General features: G+C 72.4%; 13 protein-coding genes. 9 read left to right on the top strand and 4 right to left on the bottom strand.

The features are described from left to right. Positions 1-30 precede the first annotated feature (30 nt). Complete coding sequence (locus DMH12_RS27920) at positions 31-813, bottom strand: TSUP family transporter (RefSeq protein ID WP_125494221.1); 783 nt, start codon at positions 811-813, stop codon at positions 31-33. A gap of 219 nt (positions 814-1,032) precedes the next feature. On the opposite strand from DMH12_RS27920, the gene DMH12_RS27915 reads away from it, so the two are divergent. The 6 genes from DMH12_RS27915 (at position 1,033) to DMH12_RS27890 (ending at position 8,076) form a co-directional block, all read left to right on the top strand. Then, positions 1,033-2,292: an NAD(P)/FAD-dependent oxidoreductase gene (locus tag DMH12_RS27915; RefSeq protein ID WP_125494220.1), complete on the top strand. Its 1,260-nt coding sequence runs from the start codon at positions 1,033-1,035 to the stop codon at positions 2,290-2,292. Beyond that, entirely contained in the window at positions 2,292-4,901 is a 2,610-nt protein-coding gene (gene nirB / locus DMH12_RS27910) for a nitrite reductase large subunit NirB (RefSeq protein WP_125494219.1), read from the top strand. The genes DMH12_RS27915 and nirB overlap by 1 nt, the downstream gene beginning before the upstream one ends. Continuing rightward, on the top strand, positions 4,898-5,248 hold the full coding sequence (nirD, locus tag DMH12_RS27905; protein WP_122620232.1) for a nitrite reductase small subunit NirD: 351 nt from the start codon (positions 4,898-4,900) through the stop codon (positions 5,246-5,248). The genes nirB and nirD overlap by 4 nt, the downstream gene beginning before the upstream one ends. 100 nt (positions 5,249-5,348) lie before the next feature. Next, a complete protein-coding gene (locus DMH12_RS27900; RefSeq protein ID WP_125494218.1) occupies positions 5,349-5,933 on the top strand; it encodes a TetR/AcrR family transcriptional regulator in 585 nt (194 codons plus the stop codon). A 92-nt stretch (positions 5,934-6,025) separates the two neighbouring features. Then, positions 6,026-6,793: an SDR family NAD(P)-dependent oxidoreductase gene (locus DMH12_RS27895; protein WP_125494217.1), complete on the top strand. Its 768-nt coding sequence runs from the start codon at positions 6,026-6,028 to the stop codon at positions 6,791-6,793. Between the two features lie 128 nt (positions 6,794-6,921). Next, a complete protein-coding gene (locus DMH12_RS27890) occupies positions 6,922-8,076 on the top strand; it encodes an alkaline phosphatase PhoX (RefSeq protein ID WP_125494216.1) in 1,155 nt (384 codons plus the stop codon). Here DMH12_RS27890 and DMH12_RS27885 read toward each other — a convergent pair. Then, the gene (locus tag DMH12_RS27885) at positions 8,073-9,011 is read right to left on the bottom strand and encodes an oxidoreductase (RefSeq protein ID WP_125494215.1); all 939 of its coding nucleotides are present in this window, start codon (positions 9,009-9,011) and stop codon (positions 8,073-8,075) included. The genes DMH12_RS27890 and DMH12_RS27885 overlap by 4 nt on opposite strands. Positions 9,012-9,225: 214 nt before the next feature. On the opposite strand from DMH12_RS27885, the gene DMH12_RS27880 reads away from it, so the two are divergent. Continuing rightward, positions 9,226-9,699 (top strand): excalibur calcium-binding domain-containing protein, encoded by a 474-nt coding sequence (locus DMH12_RS27880; protein ID WP_125494214.1) that lies wholly within the window; start codon positions 9,226-9,228, stop codon positions 9,697-9,699. Positions 9,700-9,830: 131 nt separating this feature from the next. Here the strand turns inward: DMH12_RS27880 and ppdK are convergent, their stop codons facing one another. Beyond that, a complete protein-coding gene (ppdK, locus tag DMH12_RS27875) occupies positions 9,831-12,560 on the bottom strand; it encodes a pyruvate, phosphate dikinase (protein ID WP_125494213.1) in 2,730 nt (909 codons plus the stop codon). Between the two features lie 504 nt (positions 12,561-13,064). Here ppdK and DMH12_RS27870 point away from each other — a divergent pair. Then, complete coding sequence (locus DMH12_RS27870; protein WP_399189020.1) at positions 13,065-14,963, top strand: CDP-alcohol phosphatidyltransferase; 1,899 nt, start codon at positions 13,065-13,067, stop codon at positions 14,961-14,963. Position 14,964: 1 nt separating this feature from the next. On the opposite strand, the gene dusB is transcribed toward DMH12_RS27870, so the two are convergent. Continuing rightward, positions 14,965-16,131 carry a tRNA dihydrouridine synthase DusB gene (gene dusB / locus DMH12_RS27865; RefSeq protein WP_125494212.1) on the bottom strand — a complete coding sequence of 389 codons (1,167 nt, stop codon included), beginning with the start codon at positions 16,129-16,131 and terminating at the stop codon, positions 14,965-14,967. A 107-nt stretch (positions 16,132-16,238) separates the two neighbouring features. Between dusB and DMH12_RS27860 the strand changes: the two genes are divergently transcribed. Continuing rightward, positions 16,239-17,684 (top strand): MFS transporter, encoded by a 1,446-nt coding sequence (locus DMH12_RS27860; RefSeq protein WP_125494211.1) that lies wholly within the window; start codon positions 16,239-16,241, stop codon positions 17,682-17,684. The last annotated feature ends 148 nt before the right edge of the window (positions 17,685-17,832 follow it).

Below are 17,832 nucleotides of genomic sequence, written 5' to 3'. Positions count from 1 at the left end.
GTTGGAGGTGGGGCGGGGTGGGGCCGGCGCCTAGGCAACCCACTGCTCGTACGCCAGGTTCGCCACCAGCGCGAACACCACCGTCAGCAACACCACCCGCACGAAGCCGCTGCCCTTCTTCAGCGCCGTGTGCGCGCCGAACATGCCGCCCGCCAGGTTGAAGACCGCCATGAGCGCGGCCAGCTGCCACAGGACCGCGCCCTGCCAGGCGAAGGTCGCGAGGGCGCCCGCGTTGGTGCAGCAGTTGACGATCTTGGCGGTGGCCGAGGCGGTGACCAGGTCCAGGTGGAGCAGGGCGGTGAGGGCCAGGACCAGGAACGTGCCGGTGCCGGGGCCGACCAGGCCGTCGTAGAAGCCGATGCCGACGCCCGCGAGGCCGATCGCGGCGAGGATCTGGCGGCGGGTGGCCGGGCCGGTCGCGGGGGCGGTGCCGAAGGCCGGGCGGAAGATCACGAAGGCCGCGACGGCGAGCAGCACCACCATGATGACCGGCTTCAGCACCTCCGTGCTCATCCCGGCCGCGAAGAAGGCCCCGCCGGACGAGCCCGCCAGCGCCGCCAGCCCGATGCGGACGGCCGTGCGGACGTCCACCGGGGCCTTGCGGGCGTACGTCACCGCGGCGCCCGTGGTGCCGACGATGGCGACGGCCTTGTTGGTGCCCAGCGCGTGCGCGGCGGGGGTGCCGGAGGGCAGACCGAGGAGCAGGGCGGGCAGGAGCAGGAGGCCGCCGCCGCCGACCACGGCGTCGATCCAGCCGGCCGCGAGGGCGGCGAGGCAGAGCAGGACGAGTGTGGTCAGCGATATGTCGGGCATGATCGCGACCCTATGGACGGGATGGATGTGCCGTCCATCGAGATGAGCGTCTTCTGAGGTTCGCCGAGGGCCTTTGGAGGTCCGCCGACCGGTCCCGGGACCGGTCGGCGGACCTCCAAAGGCCCTCACACCCGCCCCCCGCACCCGCTGAGGGCAGCGTTCCCCGCGGGAAACAGACGCGATGCGACCGGGTAACACCGGCGCCGCACGCTCGATGCCATGACCTCGAATGAGCGTGTGGTGGTGATCGGCGCCGGGCTGGCGGGCGTGACGCTCGCCCGGCTCCTCGGTGAGCTGGGCACGCCTGCGCTGCTGGTCGGCGACGAGGAGCACCGCCCGTACAACCGGGTGCTGCTCGCCGACGTGCTGGCCGGACGGTACGGCCCCGACGTGATCAGCCTGCCGGCACCCGCCGGGCTGCTGCGCGGCCGGGTCACCGGCATCGACCGGGACGGGCGGACCGTGCGGTGCGCCGACGGGTCGGTGATCGCGTACGACACGCTGGTCCTGGCCACCGGCTCCAACGCCGTGCTGCCGCCGCTGCGCGGTCTGTTCACCCCGGACCGCGCGCTGCCCGAGGGCGTGCACGCGTTCCGGACGCTGGACGACTGCCTGGGGCTGTCGAAGGCGGTTCGGTCGGGAGTGCGGGCGGTCGTCATCGGGGGCGGGCTGCTCGGGGTCTCCGCCGCCCGCGCGCTGGCCGTGCGCGGCGCCCAGGTCGTCCTCGCCCAGCAGGCGGAACGGCTCATGGAACGCCAGCTGGACCCGGCCGCCTCCGCACTCGTGCGGCGCCATCTGGAGGACCTCGGCGTCGAGGTGCACACCGAGTGCCGGGTGCGCGACGTGCGCAGCGTCGGCGGTGCGGTCCGGTCGGTGGAGCTGGCCGACGGGTACGCGCTGGGCGCCGACCTCGTGGTGCTCGCCTGCGGGGTCCGGCCCCGCGTCGGCCTCGCCCAGGAGGCGGGCCTCGACGTCGGCAAGGGCGTCCTCGTCGACGACGAGCTGCGCACCAGTGACCCGCACATCCGCGCCGTCGGCGACTGCGCCCAGCACGACGGGCGCGTGTACGGGCTGGCCGCGCCCGCCCTCGAACAGGCCGGCGCGCTGGCCGAACTCCTCGCCGGGAGCGGCACCGCCCGCTACGCCGGCACCCGCTCCCTGACCCGCCTCACCCTCGCCGGGCCCCTCAGCCCACTCGGCGGGCCGGACGGCCCCCTCGGCGGGCCGGACGGCTCCTTCGACCTCGCCGCGTTCGGCGAGACCGACCCCCTCCCCGGCGACGACGTCGTGCAGCTCGCCGACGCCACCCGGGGCACGTACCGCAAGGTCGTCGTCCGCGACGACCGGCTGGTCGGCGGGGTCCTGGTCGGCGAACTCGGCACCGTCGGCGCGCTCGCGCGCGCCTGGGAGGGAGCAGAGCCGCTCCCCTCCGACGGCGGCCCCCTGCTCCACCTGCTCACCCATGACGGAGGCTCCTGATGACCGCCACCCCGGGGCACACCCCGACGATCGTGCTTGTCGGCCACGGCATGGTCGGCCAGCGCTTCCTCGAAGCACTCGCCGAGCGCGGCCTGACCGCCACGCACCGCGTGGTCGTGCTGTGCGAGGAGCCGCGCCCCGCCTACGACCGCGTCCAGCTCACCTCGTACTTCTCGGGCAGGTCCCCCGAGGACCTGTCGATGACCGACCTCGCCTTCATCGAGGAGCACGGCATCGAGCTGCGGGTCGGTGACGCGGCGGAGACGATCGACCGGGACGCGCGGAAGGTGACGGCCCGGTCGGGGCTGGTCGTCGAGTACGACGTCCTCGTCCTGGCCACCGGCTCCTACCCGTTCGTCCCGCCGGTCCCCGGCAAGGACGCCGAGGGCTGCTTCGTCTACCGGACGATCGAGGACCTTCTCGCCATCGAGGAGTACGCGAGGACCGCCACGACCGGCGCGGTGGTCGGCGGCGGACTGCTCGGCCTGGAGGCCGCGGGCGCGCTGAAGGGTCTCGGACTCACCTCGCACATCGTGGAGTTCGCGCCCCGTCTGATGCCGGTCCAGGTGGACGAGGGCGGCGGCGCGGCGCTGCTGCGCACCATCGAGGGCATGGGCCTGTCCGTCCACACCGGGGTCGGCACCCAGGAGATCCTGACGGGCACCGACGGCGCCGTCACCGGCATGAAGCTGTCCGACGGCTCCGAACTCGCCACCGACCTGGTGGTGTTCAGCGCCGGCGTCCGCCCCCGCGACCAACTGGCCCGCGACTGCGGTCTCGCGGTCGGCGAGCGCGGCGGCATCAGCGTCGACGAGCGGTGCCGCACGGTCACCGACGAGCACGTGTTCGCGATCGGCGAGTGCGCGCTGGCGGCCGACGGGCGGGTGTACGGGCTGGTGGCGCCCGGTTACGAGCAGGCCGAGACCGTCGCCGCGACCATCGCGGCCCAGGAGGCGTCCTTCACCGGCGCCGACCTGTCCACCAAGCTGAAGCTGCTCGGCGTGGACGTGGCCTCCTTCGGCGACGCGCACGGCACCGCCGAGGACTGCCTGGACGTCGTCTACTCCGACTCCCGCGCGGGGCTGTACAAGAAGCTGGTCGTCGGCCGCGACGGCACGCTGCTCGGCGGCATCCTGGTCGGCGACGCGGAGGCGTACGGCACGCTGCGCGCCTTCACCGGCTCGGTCCCGCCGGTCTCCCCCGAGTCGCTCGTCCTGCCCGCCGGTGCCGGGGCCCCGGCCCAGCTGGGCCCGTCCGCGCTCCCCGACGACGCGGTGATCTGCTCCTGCCACAACGTCACCAAGGGCAGCATCCGCGGCGCGGTCACCGACCACCAGTGCACGACCGTGCCCGAGGTGAAGAAGTGCACCAAGGCCGGCACCGGCTGCGGCTCCTGCGTCAAGGTGCTCGGCCAGCTGGTCACCGCCGAGCTGGAGGCCAGTGGCGTCGAGGTCGACAAGGGCCTGTGCGGCTGCTTCGCGCAGACCCGCGAGGAGCTGTACGAGATCGTCCGCGCCCTGCGGGTCACCTCCTACCGGGAGCTGCTGGACCGGCACGGCCGTGAAGGCGCGCGGGGCGGCGACGGCTGCGAGGTCTGCAAGCCGGCGGTCGGCTCGATCATCGCCTCCCTGGCCCCGGCGATCGGCGCGAGCGGCTACGTCCTGGAGGGCGAGCAGGCCGCGCTCCAGGACACCAACGACCACTTCCTGGCCAACCTCCAGAAGAACGGCTCGTACTCCGTCGTCCCGCGCATCCCCGGCGGCGAGATCGCCCCGGAGAAGCTGATCGTCATCGGCGAGATCGCCCGGGACTTCGGGCTCTACACGAAGATCACCGGTGGCCAGCGCATCGACATGTTCGGCGCCCGCGTCGAGCAGCTGCCGGTGATCTGGGCGCGGCTGGTGGACGCCGGCTTCGAGTCGGGGCACGCGTACGGGAAGTCGCTGCGCACCGTGAAGTCCTGCGTGGGGCAGACCTGGTGCCGCTACGGCGTCCAGGACTCGGTGCGGATGGCGATCGACCTGGAGCTGCGCTACCGGGGGCTCAGGTCGCCGCACAAGCTGAAGTCGGCGGTCTCCGGGTGCGCCCGCGAGTGCGCCGAGGCCCAGTCCAAGGACTTCGGCGTGATCGCCACCTCCAACGGCTGGAACCTCTACGTCGGCGGCAACGGCGGCGCCACCCCGCGCCACGCGGACCTGCTGGCGCAGGACCTCTCGGACGCCGAACTGGTCCGCCTCATCGACCGGTTCCTGATGTTCTACATCCGCACCGCCGACAAGCTGGAGCGCACCTCCACCTGGCTGGAGCGCATCCCCGGCGGCCTGGACCACGTACGGGACGTCGTCGTGCACGACTCGCTCGGCATCTGCGACGAGCTGGAGTCCCTGATGCGCGCCCACGTCTCGCACTACCGCGACGAGTGGGCCGAGACCATCAACGACCCGGAGAAGCTGGCCCGGTTCGTGTCCTTCGTGAACGCGCCCGACACCCCCGACCCGGTCGTGGGCTTCGTGCCCGAGCGCGACCAGATGAAGCCCGACCTGCCGCTGCTGAACATCGGCATGCGGCGCACCGAGGAAGACCTCCTGGAAGGAAGCACCCGGCGATGACCCTGGCACCCGAGACGACCGACCTCAAGGTCCTGCTGCGGCTGACCGACGACTGGTTCACGGCGTGCGACCTCGGCGCCCTGCTCCCCGGCCGGGGCGTGGCGGCCCTGCTTCCGGACGGCGGCCAGGTGGCCCTCTTCCGGGACCGGGAGGGCGGGCTGTACGCCATCGACAACCGGGACCCGTTCACCGGTGCCGCGGTCCTCTCCCGCGGCCTGACCGGCACCCACCAGGGCCGCCCGTTCGTCGCCTCCCCGCTGCTCAAGCAGCGCTTCGACCTCAGCACCGGGGAGTGCCTGGACGACGAGGCGGTACGGGTGGCGGTGTACGAGGTGAAGGCGGCCTGAGTCGGCCTGCGTCGGCCTGCGTCGGCCTGCGTCGGCCTGCGTCGGCCTGCGTCCGGAATCTTATTGACCGTTCGTTCCAGATTGATCTAGGCTGCGACGCGTGGCCAGGACCAAGGAGTTCGATCCGGACGCCGCGCTGCGGGCAGCCCTGGAGCTGTTCTGGGAGCGCGGCTACGAGGGGACGTCGATGTCCGACCTCGTGGAGCACCTCGGCGTCGGACGCGCCAGCATCTACGCGACCTTCGGCAACAAGCACGAGCTGTACCTGAAGGCGCTGGCGCGGTACGAGGAGGGGCTGCTGCCGGATCTGCTGGCGGACCTGTCCCGGCCGGGCGCCGCCCTGCCGGGCGTCCGGTCCCTGGTACGGCGCTACGCCGCCGAGGCGACCGCCGACGAACTGCGCCTGCGCGGCTGTTTCGTCACCAACACCGCCGCCGAGCTGGCCCCGCACGACCCGGTCGCCGCTCGGCGGGTCGAGCGCAACTGGGACCGGCTGGAGACCGTGCTGCACTCGACGCTGACCCGGGCCGCGGCCCAGGGCGAACTGCCCGCCGGCCGCGACCCGCTCACCCTCGCCCGCATGCTGCTGGTGCTGCTGCAGGGGATGCGGGTGGTGGGGAAGGCGTCGGCGGACCCGGCCAGGCTGCGGGACGCGGCGGAACAGGCACTCGCGCTGCTCGACTGAGAACCCGCGGCAGCACCTCCCCGTGACGGGGACCTTCCGCGCTCTCTCACACCTCCATACTGAACCGAACGGTCAAGAAAAAGGGGAGATTCATGACCACCCAGCGCTTCACCGACAGGACCGCCCTCGTCACCGGCGCGGGCTCCGGGATCGGCCGGGCCGTCGCCCTCGCCCTCGCCGCCGAGGGCGCGAACGTCGTCGTCGCCGGACGCGGGCGGGAACCGCTCGACGAGACGGTGGCCCTGATCGAGGCGGCGGGCGGCAAGGCGCTGGCCGTCACCGCCGACGTCTCCCGCCCCGACGACGTGCGCGCCGTCGTGGACGCCACCGTCGCGCACTTCGGCTCCCTGGACGTGGCGGTCAACAACGCCGGCGTCTTCCGCGGCGGAGTCCCCCTGGCCGACCTGGCCGAGGCGGACTGGCACGCGCAGCTCGACATCAACGTCACCGGCGTCTTCCTCGCCCTCGCGGCCGAGGTGCGGCAGATGCGCACCCAGCCGCGCGGCGGGGCGATCGTGAACATCGCCTCCACCTTCGGTGCGCACAAGCGCAGCCCGGGCGCCACGGCCTACGCCGCCACGAAGGCGGCCGTCTCGGCACTGACCCGGGGGGCCGCCATCGACCACGTCGCGGACGGCGTCCGCATCAACGCCGTCAGCCCCGGCGCCACGGCGACCTCGATGTCCCTGCGCCCCGGGGAGTCGGAGGAGGGCCGGGCCGAGCGCATGCGGGGCGAGACACCGCTCGGCCGGGTCTCGTCGGTGGCGGAGGTCGCGGCGGCCGTGCTGTACCTGGCGTCGGACGACGCGGCGTCGGTGGTGGGCACGGACCTGGTGGTGGACGGCGGCCAGACGGCCTGAGCCGCCCGCGTGCCGCCCGCACGTCACGAGTTGTCCATGGCCCGTCAATCAGGCCGCCCTAGGGTCCGTGACCGCACGCTCCCGTCGCCGTCCGGCGGCGGGAGAGGCCATGACACCCGGAGGCAGCAGTGGATCGTCGTACCCTCCTGCGCACGGCCGTCGTCGGCGGCTCGGCCGTCCTCGGCGGAACCCTGTGGCGCGGTGCCGCGTACGCCGCCCCCGCACAGCCCGGCAGCGGACCGTACGGGTCGCTCGGCTCACCCGACACCAACGGCCTCCGCCTGCCCGCCGGCTTCACGAGCAGGGTGATCGCCCGTTCCGGACAGAAGGTCGCGGGCACCTCGTACACCTGGCACAGCGCACCGGACGGCGGCGCCTGCTACCCGGACGGCTCCGGCTGGATCTACGTCTCCAACTCGGAGGTCAACCCCTCCGGCGGGGCGAGCGCGGTGCGCTTCTCCGCCACGGGCGCCGTCACCTCGGCGTACCGCGTGCTCTCCGGCACCCGCCAGAACTGCGCGGGCGGCCGGACGCCGTGGAACACCTGGCTGTCCTGCGAGGAGGTGGACCGCGGCTACGTCTACGAGACCGACCCGTGGGGTGTGAAGGCCGCGGTGCGGCGGGACGCCATGGGCCGCTTCAAGCACGAGGCGGCGGCGGCCGACCCGGTCCGCAAGGTGGTGTACCTGACGGAGGACGTCACGGACGGCTGCTTCTACCGATTCCGCCCGACCACCTGGGGCGACCTGTCCTCCGGCACGCTGGAGGTCCTGGTGGCGGGCTCGGCCACCAGCGGACCGGTGACCTGGGCGCGGGTCCCCGACCCCTCCGGTGCCACCGCGATCCGCGACCAGGTCTCCGGCGCCAAGCGCTTCAACGGCGGCGAGGGCTGCTACTACGCGGACGACACCTGCTGGTTCACCACCAAGGGCGACAACCGCGTCTGGCAGTACGACGCGGCCGCGCAGACCGTCGAACTGGCCTACGACGACTCCCTGGTGACGTCCGGCGGGGCCCCGCTGACCGGCGTGGACAACGTCACCGGCAGCTCCTCCGGCGACCTGTTCGTCGCGGAGGACGGCGGCACCATGGAGATCTGCGTGATCACGCCGAACGACGTGGTCGCCCCCTTCCTGCGCATCGACGGGCAGTCCGGCTCGGAGATCACCGGGCCGGCGTTCTCACCCGACGGCACCCGGCTGTACTTCTCCAGCCAGCGGGGCACGAGCGGGAGTTCGTCCGGCGGGATCACCTACGAGGTGCGCGGGCCGTTCCGGAGCTAGTCCAGGCCCCGCAGTGCCTCGTAGGTGACCCCCGTCAGCCGCTCGGAGGCGGCCCACAGCCGCTCCCCCATCGCGTCGTCGAGGGTCCAGGGCGCCCGCCGGGACGGTGCGGGCGCCCCGCGCCACATCGCGAAGGACGGGCCGGTGAAGGAGTCGGACGGGACGCCGGGCGCGGTCGCCGCGTACAGGACGGGCAGCGCGCCCGCCTCCGCGGGCTGGGCGACGACCCGGGCGGCCAGCCCCATCAGCCGGGCCGCCACCCGGCGCCCCTCGGCGCGCGGCCCCGCGGTCGTGAGGTTCGTGCGCGCGTAGCCCGGGTGGGCGGCGACCGCGCGCACGTCCCAGGCGTCGTCGCGGGCCGCGAGGCGGCGGGCCAGTTCGTGGGTGAAGAGCAGGTTGGCCGATTTCGAGCGGCCGTAGGCGGTCCAACGCCCGTACCGCCGCACGCTGTTCAGGTCGCGCGGATCGACGTTGCCCAGTGCGTGCAGAAAGCTGGAGACGGTCACGACCCGCGCGCCCGGGGTGGCGAGCAGGGTGGGCAGCAGCAGCCCGGTGAGGGCGAAGTGGCCCAGGTGGTTGACGCCGAACTGGGTCTCGAAGCCGTCCGTCGTCGTCCCGTGCGGCAGCGCCATCACGCCGGCGTTGTTGACGAGCAGGTCGAGCCGCTCGTACGGCAGCCCGTACGCGAACTCGCGGATGCCCGCCAGGTCCCCGAGGTCCAGCCGCCCCGGCTCCACCGAGGCGTCCGGCACCTCCTCGAGCAGGCGCTCCACGGCCGCGCTCCCCCGCTCCTCGCTGCGGCAGGCGAGCACCACGCGCGCCCCCTTGCGCGCCAGTTCCCGGGCGACCACGTAGCCGAGGCCGCTGTTGGCTCCGGTGACGACGGCGACCCGCCCGTCCAGGCCGGGGATGTCGCCCGTGTTCCAGCCGGTCATCAGCGGCTCCTTCCCTGCTCCGGACCCGTCTCACCGTACGCGCCCCACGACCCGGAACGGAGAGCTACCGTCCAGTCACGTCACGTTCGCGTCACGAGTCCTTCATATCGCCACCACATCTCCGGTACCTCAATAGCTTCGTCACCTCATATCCGCTCATCCACACCATTCCTCATCCGTACCGATCCTCATCCACACCATCCTGGGACTCCCGATGAACCTGCTCCGCAAGCCCGCCGCCGTGGCCGTCGCCGCGCTGGCCCTGGCCGCCCTGCCGGCCGCCGCCCAGGCGCACGACGGCGCCCACCCGTTCAAGAACTGCACCGAGGCGTACGCCAACGGGTACTCCAACATCAAGGAGGGCGACCCGCACTACGGCGCGCACCTCGACCGCGACAAGGACGGCGTCGGCTGCGACAAGCCGCCCGCCGGCTTCGAGCCCGCCGACGGCTCGGGTGACTCCGGCGACTCCGGGGAGAAGGCGACCGACGACAACGCGGGCACCGGCAGCGGCAGCGGCAAGGACTCCGGCGGCGACCAGGCCACCGGGCAGCAGGGCACCGACCTCGCCGAGACCGGCGGCGACGACAGCACGCCCTACCTCGCGGCGGGCGGCGCGATCGTCGTGCTGGCCGGCGGCGGACTGCTGCTGGCGGTGAACAAGCGCCGCAGCGCCGGGTCCCGCTGACCCGGCGCGCGGACGGGAAAGGCGGCACCCCCGCACGGGTGCCGCCTTTTCCAGTGGACCGGAGCCGCCGCCGATCGGTGAGGGTGGTCGGGTGACAGACGGCGACTCCGGGGTCTTCGCCCCGCTCGGGTCTAGCGGTGGTCGCTGCCCTTCGAGCGCGACGCCGCGCGGCCGGCCTCCAGGCGGGCCACCGGGATCCGGAAGGGGGAGCAGGAGACGTAGTCCAGACCCACCTCGTGGAAGAAGTGGACCGACTCCGGGTCGCCGCCGTGCTCACCGCAGACGCCGAGCTTCAGGTCGGGGCGGGTGGCGCGGCCGGCCTTCGCGGCGGCGGCGACCAGGGAGCCGACGCCGTCCTTGTCGATGGTCTCGAACGGGGAGACGCCGAAGATGCCCTTCTCCAGGTAGGCCGTGAAGAAGCTGGCCTCCACGTCGTCGCGGCTGAAGCCCCACACGGTCTGGGTCAGGTCGTTGGTGCCGAAGGAGAAGAACTGGGCGGCCTCGGCGATCTGACCGGCGGTCAGCGCGGCGCGCGGCAGCTCGATCATCGTGCCGATGGACAGCTTGAGCTTCGTGCCGGTGGCCGCCTCGACCTCGGCGATGACCTGGTCGGCCTCGTCGCGGACGATCTCCAGCTCCTGGACGGTGCCGACCAGCGGGATCATGATCTCGGCGCGCGGGTCGCCCTTGGCCGCCTTGCGCTCGGCCGCGGCCTCGGCGATCGCCCGGACCTGCATCGTGAACAGGCCGGGGATGACCAGGCCGAGGCGGACGCCGCGCAGGCCCAGCATGGGGTTCTGCTCGTGCAGGCGGTGCACGGCCTGGAGGAGGCGCAGTTCGTTCTCGTGCGGCTCCTGCCGGGACTCGGCGAGCGCCACGCGGACCGACAGCTCGGTGATGTCGGGCAGGAACTCGTGCAGCGGCGGGTCCAGGAGGCGGACGGTCACCGGGAGTCCGTCCATCGACTCGAAGAGCTGGACGAAGTCCTGCTTCTGGAGCGGCAGCAGCTCCTTCAGGGACTCCTCGCGCACGGCCTCGGTGTCGGCCAGGATCAGCCGCTCCACCAGCTCGCGCCGGTCGCCGAGGAACATGTGCTCGGTGCGGCACAGGCCGATGCCCTGGGCGCCGAAGCGGCGGGCGCGCAGCGCGTCCTCGGCGTTGTCGGCGTTGGCGCGCACCCGCAGCCGGCGCTTGCGGTCGGCGAAGGCCATGATCCGGTGCACGGCCTCGACCAGTTCGTCGGCGTCCTCGGCGCCCGCGTGCATGCGGCCCTCGAAGTACTCCACGACCGGGGAGGGCACGACCGGGACCTCGCCCAGGTAGACCTTGCCGGAGGAGCCGTCGATGGAGATGACGTCGCCCTCCTCGACGACGTGCCCGCCGGGCACGGTCATCCGGCGGCGCTTGGTGTCGACCTCCAGCTCCTCGGCGCCGCAGACACAGGTCTTGCCCATGCCGCGCGCGACCACGGCCGCGTGGGAGGTCTTGCCGCCGCGCGAGGTCAGGATGCCCTCGGCGGCGATCATGCCGTCCAGGTCGTCGGGGTTGGTCTCGCGGCGCACCAGGATGACCTTCTCGCCGGAGCGGGACCACTTCACCGCGGTGTACGAGTCGAAGACCGCCTTGCCGACCGCCGCGCCCGGCGAGGCGGCGATGCCCCGGCCGACCTTCTCGACCTTGGCGTCCTCGTCGAAGCGCGGGAACATCAGCTGCGCGAGCTGGGCGCCGTTGACCCGCTGGAGGGCCTCGGCCTCGTCGATCAGGCCCTGGTCGACGAGCTGGGTGGCGATGCGGAAGGCCGCGCCCGCCGTGCGCTTGCCGACGCGGGTCTGGAGCATCCACAGCTGGCCGCGCTCGATGGTGAACTCGATGTCGCAGAGGTCCAGGTAGTGGTTCTCCAGCGTCTCCATGATCCGCATCAGCTCGTCGTACGACTTCTTGTCGATCGACTCGAGCTCGGCGAGGGCGACGGTGTTGCGGATGCCCGCGACGACGTCCTCGCCCTGCGCGTTCTGGAGGTAGTCGCCGTAGACGCCCTGGTGGCCGGAGGCGGGGTCGCGGGTGAAGGCGACGCCGGTGCCGGAGTCGGGGCCGAGGTTGCCGAAGACCATGGAGCAGACGTTGACCGCGGTGCCCAGGTCGTGCGGGATGCGCTCCTGGCGGCGGTAGAGCTTGGCGCGCTCGCCGTTCCAGGAGTCGAAGACGGCCTTGATGGCGAGGTCCATCTGCTCGCGCGGGTCCTGCGGGAAGTCCCGGCCCGCCTCGGTCTTGACGATCTTCTTGAATTTGGTGACGAGCTTCTTGAGGTCGGCGGCCTCCAGCTCGGTGTCGACCGCGACCTTCTTGGCCGCCTTGGCCGCCTCCAGCGCCTCCTCGAAGAGGTCGCCGTCGACGCCGAGGACGGTCTTGCCGAACATCTGGATCAGACGGCGGTAGGAGTCCCAGGCGAAGCGGTCGTCGCCGGCCTGCTGGGCCAGGCCCTGCACCGACTTGTCGGAGAGGCCGATGTTGAGGACCGTGTCCATCATGCCGGGCATGGAGAACTTGGCTCCGGAGCGGACCGACACGAGGAGCGGGTCGTCCGCCTGGCCGAGCTTCTTGCCCATCTTCACTTCGAGGGCGTCGAGGTGCGCACTCACCTCGTCACGCAGTGCCGCCGGTTCCTCGCCGCTGTCGAGGTAGGTCTTGCAGGCCTCGGTGGTGATCGTGAAGCCGGGAGGGACCGGAAGACCCAGGTTGGTCATCTCGGCGAGGTTCGCACCCTTGCCACCGAGGAGGTCCTTGAGGTCCTTGTTGCCCTCGGTGAAGTCGTAAACGAACTTGGTCGCGTTCGTTACCTGAGGTTCTTTGTTTTCCGACACGGGTCTCGACTCCTCGAGGACGCGGTGGCTGCCCTGACGGCGAGGAATCTACCCAGATCAAAGGCCCCTGGGTACGTCCACTTGTGCGTCATACGCCTGTAACCACCCGTCCGCCAGCGGATCGAAAGTCAAGGCTTGGCAAGCGACCGACCGCTTGTGTTTTCACTTCTTGAACGAATGAACCCTCCAGGGTCCAGCATTCCGCTCACATGAGCGGCAATCTTCACGTCTGAGTTCGATCGATGAACGATCAAGAGGTGGCACTGAGTGCCACACCTTGGAGAAGTAGAGTCGCTCAAGATCCGCTCATCTGAGCGCCACCGCTATCAGAGGTGGCGAGAATCACGCTGCCACAGGCCGCGGTTTTTCACCATGCGGACGGCTGGACGAACGGAGGGGCGCACGGCTGAACGGACCGCCCGCCGCGGACGTACGTCACTGCGGCGGGTCCGGCCCCCTCGCCGGGCCCGCCGTCCACCGGGATTCGTACGGAAGGACCTCCGGGTGCCTGTCTTCACGCGCTTTCGCCGGCCACCGACCGCGGGCGGGGAGCCGTACGGAGAAGCCTCGGGCCCGCACGAACCGGACGAACCACGCGAGCCCGGCGTGGTCGAGCCCGACGACACCGGGGAGGCCCCCGAAACCACCTCCGGCACCGGGGCCGCCACCGGCGCCGGACCCGCACCCGACGCCCGGCCCGCCGCCGAGGCCGGGCCGGCCACCCGCACGGCCCGCCTCGCCCACTGGCGGGCCTGGCGCACCCGTCACCCCCGTGCCGCGCTCGTCCTGCGCCGGACGACGACCGTCCTCGCCGCCGTGCTGGTGCTCGGGGCCCTGCTGCTGCCGAACACCTTCGTCGCGCTGGAGCCCAGCCGGTTCGCGCGGATTCCGGCGGAGGCGGTCATCGCCGCGGTGCTGCTGCTCTGCCTGCCGCGCGTCGCACGGCTGGTGGCGGCGGCGCTCTTCGGTGTCGGCCTGGGCGTGCTGACCGTGCTGAACCTGCTCGACATGGGCTTCACCGAGTACCTGGGGCGGGGCTTCAACGTGGTCCTCGACTGGGGGCTGCTGGACGACGCCCATGCGTACGTGGCGGACTCGATGGGCGGCGCGGCGGCGGCCTGGGCGGCCGTGGGCGCGGTGCTGCTCGTCGTGCTGCTGCTGGTGGTGATGGCCCTGGCCGCGGTCCGGCTCGGGGAACTGCTCGCCGCGCACCGCGAGCGGGCGGCCCGGGGCGCGCTGATGGCGGCGACCGTGTGGATGACCTGTGTGGCGCTGGGCGTGCAGACCTTCGGCCTGCCGATCGCCACCCGGAGCGCCTCCGGGGCGCTGGAGGCGCAGGCCCACCGGGTGGTGGACACGCTGCGCGACGAGGCGGCGTTCGCGAAGGAGGCGAAGGCGGACCGGTTCGGGGCCACGCCCGGCGCGCAGCTGGTGCCCGGCCTGCGCGGCAAGGACATGATCTTCACGTTCATCGAGAGCTACGGCCGCAGCGCCGTCGAGGACCCGGTGACGGCGCCCGGCGTCGACCGGACCCTGGACGCGGGCACGAAGGCGCTCGCCGAGGCGGGCTTCCGGGCGAAGAGCGGCTGGCTGACGTCGGCGACGTACGGCGGCAGCAGCTGGCTCGGCCACTCCACGTTCCTGTCGGGGCTGTGGGTGGACAACCAGCAGCGGTACCGCACCGTCACCGCCGGCGACCACCTCACGCTCACCAAGGCGTTCCAGAAGACCGGCGACTGGGACACGGTCGGTGTGATGCCGGGCGTGCAGAAGGCGTGGCCGGAGTCGGAGTGGTACGGCCTCGACAAGGTCTACGACGCGTTCGACGTGGGGTACCGGGGGCCGAAGTTCAGCTGGTCCACCATGCCGGACCAGTACGCCCTGGAGGCGTTCCAGCGCCTGGAGCACGGCAGGAAGCGGGACAAACCGCTGATGGCGGAGATCATCCTGACCTCCAGCCACCAGCCGTGGGCGCCGATCCCGCGGATGGTCGGCTGGGACGAGGTCGGCGACGGGTCGGTGTACGACGGCATCGAGGCGTCGGGGGTGAAGGCGCCGGACATCATCGCCGACTCCACCCGCTCCAAGGAGGAGTACGGCAAGTCGATCGAGTACTCGGTGACCAGCCTCACCCAGTGGCTGGAGCGCTACGGCACCGACGACACGGTCCTCGTCTTCCTCGGCGACCACCAGCCGCTCGCCCGGGTCAGCGGGGACGGGGCGAGCCGGGACGTGCCGGTCTCGGTCGTCGCCAAGGACCCGAAGGTGCTCGACGCCATCGACGACTGGAACTGGACGGAGGGGCTGAAGCCCGCCGCGGACGCGCCGGTGTGGCGGATGAGTTCCTTCCGGGACCGCTTCCTGACGGCGTACGGCTCCACCCCGCACCCGACCACGGGCTGATTCAGCCGCCGGAGGTGTCCAGCTCCGCGTCCTCGCCGACGCCGGCGCAGTCGTACGGGTCCTTCAGCCAGCCGTCCGGCAGGACCACCCGGTTGTTGCCGGAGGTGCGGCCGCGCGGGCCGTCGGCGCCGGCGGGCCAGGGCTGGTCCAGGTCGAGTTCGTCGAGGCCCGCGCGCAGCGCCTCCAGGGAGGAGGTGACCGCGAGGCGCTTGCGCATCTCGGAGCCGACCGCGAAGCCCTTGAGGTACCAGGCGACGTGCTTGCGGAAGTCGATGACGCCGCGGGCCTCGTCGCCGATCCACTCCCCCAGCAGCGTGGCGTGCCGGACCATGACGTCGGCGACCTCGCGCAGGGTGGGCCGGGCGAAGGAGCCGGTGCGGCCCTCGAAGGCGGCGACCAGGTCGGCGAAGAGCCACGGCCGGCCCAGGCAGCCGCGCCCGACGACCACGCCGTCGCAGCCGGTCTCGCGCACCATCCGCAGCGCGTCCTCGGCGCACCAGATGTCGCCGTTGCCGAGCACCGGGATCTCCGGGACGTGCTCCTTGAGGCGGGCGATGGCGTCCCAGTCGGCGGTGCCGCCGTAGTGCTGGGCGGTGGTGCGGCCGTGCAGGGCGATGGCGGTCACGCCCTCCTCGACGGCGATGCGGCCGGCGTCGAGGAAGGTGAGGTGGTCGTCGTCGATGCCCTTGCGCATCTTCATGGTGACGGGCAGGTCGCCGGCGCCGGTGACGGCCTCGCGGACGATGGCGCGCAGCAGGTTGCGCTTGTACGGGAGGGCCGAGCCGCCGCCCTTGCGGGTCACCTTGGGCACGGGGCAGCCGAAGTTCAGGTCGATGTGGTCGGCGAGGCCCTCCTCCGCGATCATGCGGACGGCCTTGCCGACGGTCACCGGGTCCACGCCGTACAGCTGGATCGAGCGCGGCGTCTCGGTCGCGTCGAAGTGGATCAGCTGCATGGTCTTCTCGTTGCGCTCGACCAGCGCCCGGGTCGTGATCATCTCGCTCACGAACAGGCCCTTGCCGCCGCTGAACTCCCGGCACAGAGTGCGGAAGGGCGCGTTGGTGATGCCGGCCATCGGGGCCAGCACGACGGGCGGCGCGACGGTGTGCGGGCCGACCCGCAGCGGCGGGGCGGTGGTACCGGGGGCGGGCGTGGTGAGCGTGGACATTCCTCCATTGTCACGTACGCGGGGCAGTGCTCGGCGGGCTCCGGGCCGGAGATCATGTATTGGTCATTAGTTAGCCGCACTATCGAAACGGGCGTACGATGGCGGTCATGCCGGAGCTCACCCACCGCCGACGCATGCTCGTGCTCGCCATCTGCTGCATGAGCCTGCTGATCGTGAGCATCGACAACACGATCCTCAACGTCGCCCTGCCCTCCGTACAGCGCGATCTGCACGCGAGCACCTCCGGGCTCCAGTGGGCGGTCGACGCGTACACGCTCGTGCTGGCCGCGCTGCTGATGCTGGCCGGGTCCACCGCCGACCGGATCGGCCGCAAGCGGGTCTTCATGACCGGGCTGGTGGTCTTCACCATCGGCTCGCTGCTGTGCTCCCTGGCGCCCGACCTGTCCTCGCTGATCGTCTTCCGGATGATCCAGGCGGTGGGCGGTTCGATGCTCAACCCGGTCGCCATGTCGATCATCACCAACACCTTCACCGACCCCCGCGAGCGCGCCCGCGCGATCGGGGTGTGGGGTGCGGTGGTGGGCATCTCCATGGCCGCCGGTCCCCTGGTGGGCGGGGTGCTGGTGGAGTCGGTCGGCTGGCGCTCGATCTTCTGGGTCAACCTCCCGGTGGGCCTCGCGGCGCTGCTGCTCACCCTGCGCTTCGTCCCCGAGTCCCGGGCGCCGAAGGCCCGCCGGCCCGACCCGCTGGGCCAGCTGCTGGTGATCGTGCTGTTCGGCTCGCTGACGTACGCGATCATCGAGGCGCCGAACGCCGGGTTCACGGCGGTGCTGCCGTTCGCGGTACTCGCCCTCGTCGCACTGGCCGGCCTGCTCCTGCACGAGCCGCGCCGCGCCGAGCCGCTGATCGAGCTGCGCTTCTTCCGGTCGGCTCCGTTCAGCGGCGCCACCGTCATTGCGATCAGCGCGTTCGCGGCGCTGGGCGGCTTCCTGTTCCTGTCCACGCTGTACCTCCAGAACGTGCGCGGGCTGAGCGCGCTGGAGGCCGGGCTGTGGATGCTGCCGATGGCCGTCCCGACCTTCCTGTGCGCCCCGCTGTCCGGGCGGCTGGTCGGCAGCCGGGGGCCGCGGCTGCCGCTGCTGATCGCGGGCGGCGCGCTGACCGTGAGCGGGGCGCTGTTCGCCGCCTTCGAGGCCGAGACCTCCGACGTCACCCTCTTCATCGGCTACGTCCTGTTCGGCATCGGCTTCGGCTTCGTCAACGCGCCCATCACCAACACGGCCGTCTCCGGCATGCCCCGCGCCCAGGCCGGGGTGGCCGCCGCAGTCGCCTCCACCAGCCGCCAGCTGGGCCAGACGCTGGGCGTGGCGGTGGTCGGCGCGGTGCTGGCGACGGGCGTGGGCGCCTCCTCGTACCGGGACGCCTTCGTCTCGGCCTCCCGCCCCGGCTGGTGGATCCTGGCCGCCTGCGGCCTCGCGGTCCTCGTCCTGGGCGCCGTCACCAACGGCCCCTGGGCCCACCGCACGGCGGAGCGAACCGCCGACCGGCTCAGGTCACCGGAGGCACGGGAGGCGGCACGGTCAGGGGCCTGACGCACCCCACAGAGGCACGGGGAACCGCGCGACCAGCCCCGAACCGGCGGCATACCCGGGCGACACAGCACCCCCTCCTTCCCGGCCCACCAAACGCCCCAAAGGGGCGCGGGGAACTGCGCGACCAGCCCCCCGCCCACCCGCAGAC

The sequence above is a fragment of the Streptomyces sp. WAC 04229 genome (assembly GCF_003947455.1).
Classification (GTDB): Bacteria; Actinomycetota; Actinomycetes; order Streptomycetales; family Streptomycetaceae; genus Streptomyces.
This window is presented reverse-complemented; position numbering and strand designations above follow the sequence as displayed.

What these genes read in the sequence shown, in the direction of transcription:
- nirB (WP_125494219.1), top strand. Translation starts at nt 2,292, where the DNA reads ATGACCGCCACCCCGGGGCACACCCCGACGATCGTGCTTGTCGGCCAC.
- DMH12_RS27920 (WP_125494221.1), bottom strand. Translation starts at nt 813, where the DNA reads ATGCCCGACATATCGCTGACCACACTCGTCCTGCTCTGCCTCGCCGCC.
- DMH12_RS27885 (WP_125494215.1), bottom strand. Translation starts at nt 9,011, where the DNA reads ATGACCGGCTGGAACACGGGCGACATCCCCGGCCTGGACGGGCGGGTC.
- DMH12_RS27915 (WP_125494220.1), top strand. Translation starts at nt 1,033, where the DNA reads ATGACCTCGAATGAGCGTGTGGTGGTGATCGGCGCCGGGCTGGCGGGC.
- DMH12_RS27860 (WP_125494211.1), top strand. Translation starts at nt 16,239, where the DNA reads ATGCCGGAGCTCACCCACCGCCGACGCATGCTCGTGCTCGCCATCTGC.
- dusB (WP_125494212.1), bottom strand. Translation starts at nt 16,131, where the DNA reads ATGTCCACGCTCACCACGCCCGCCCCCGGTACCACCGCCCCGCCGCTG.
- nirD (WP_122620232.1), top strand. Translation starts at nt 4,898, where the DNA reads ATGACCCTGGCACCCGAGACGACCGACCTCAAGGTCCTGCTGCGGCTG.
- DMH12_RS27895 (WP_125494217.1), top strand. Translation starts at nt 6,026, where the DNA reads ATGACCACCCAGCGCTTCACCGACAGGACCGCCCTCGTCACCGGCGCG.
- DMH12_RS27880 (WP_125494214.1), top strand. Translation starts at nt 9,226, where the DNA reads ATGAACCTGCTCCGCAAGCCCGCCGCCGTGGCCGTCGCCGCGCTGGCC.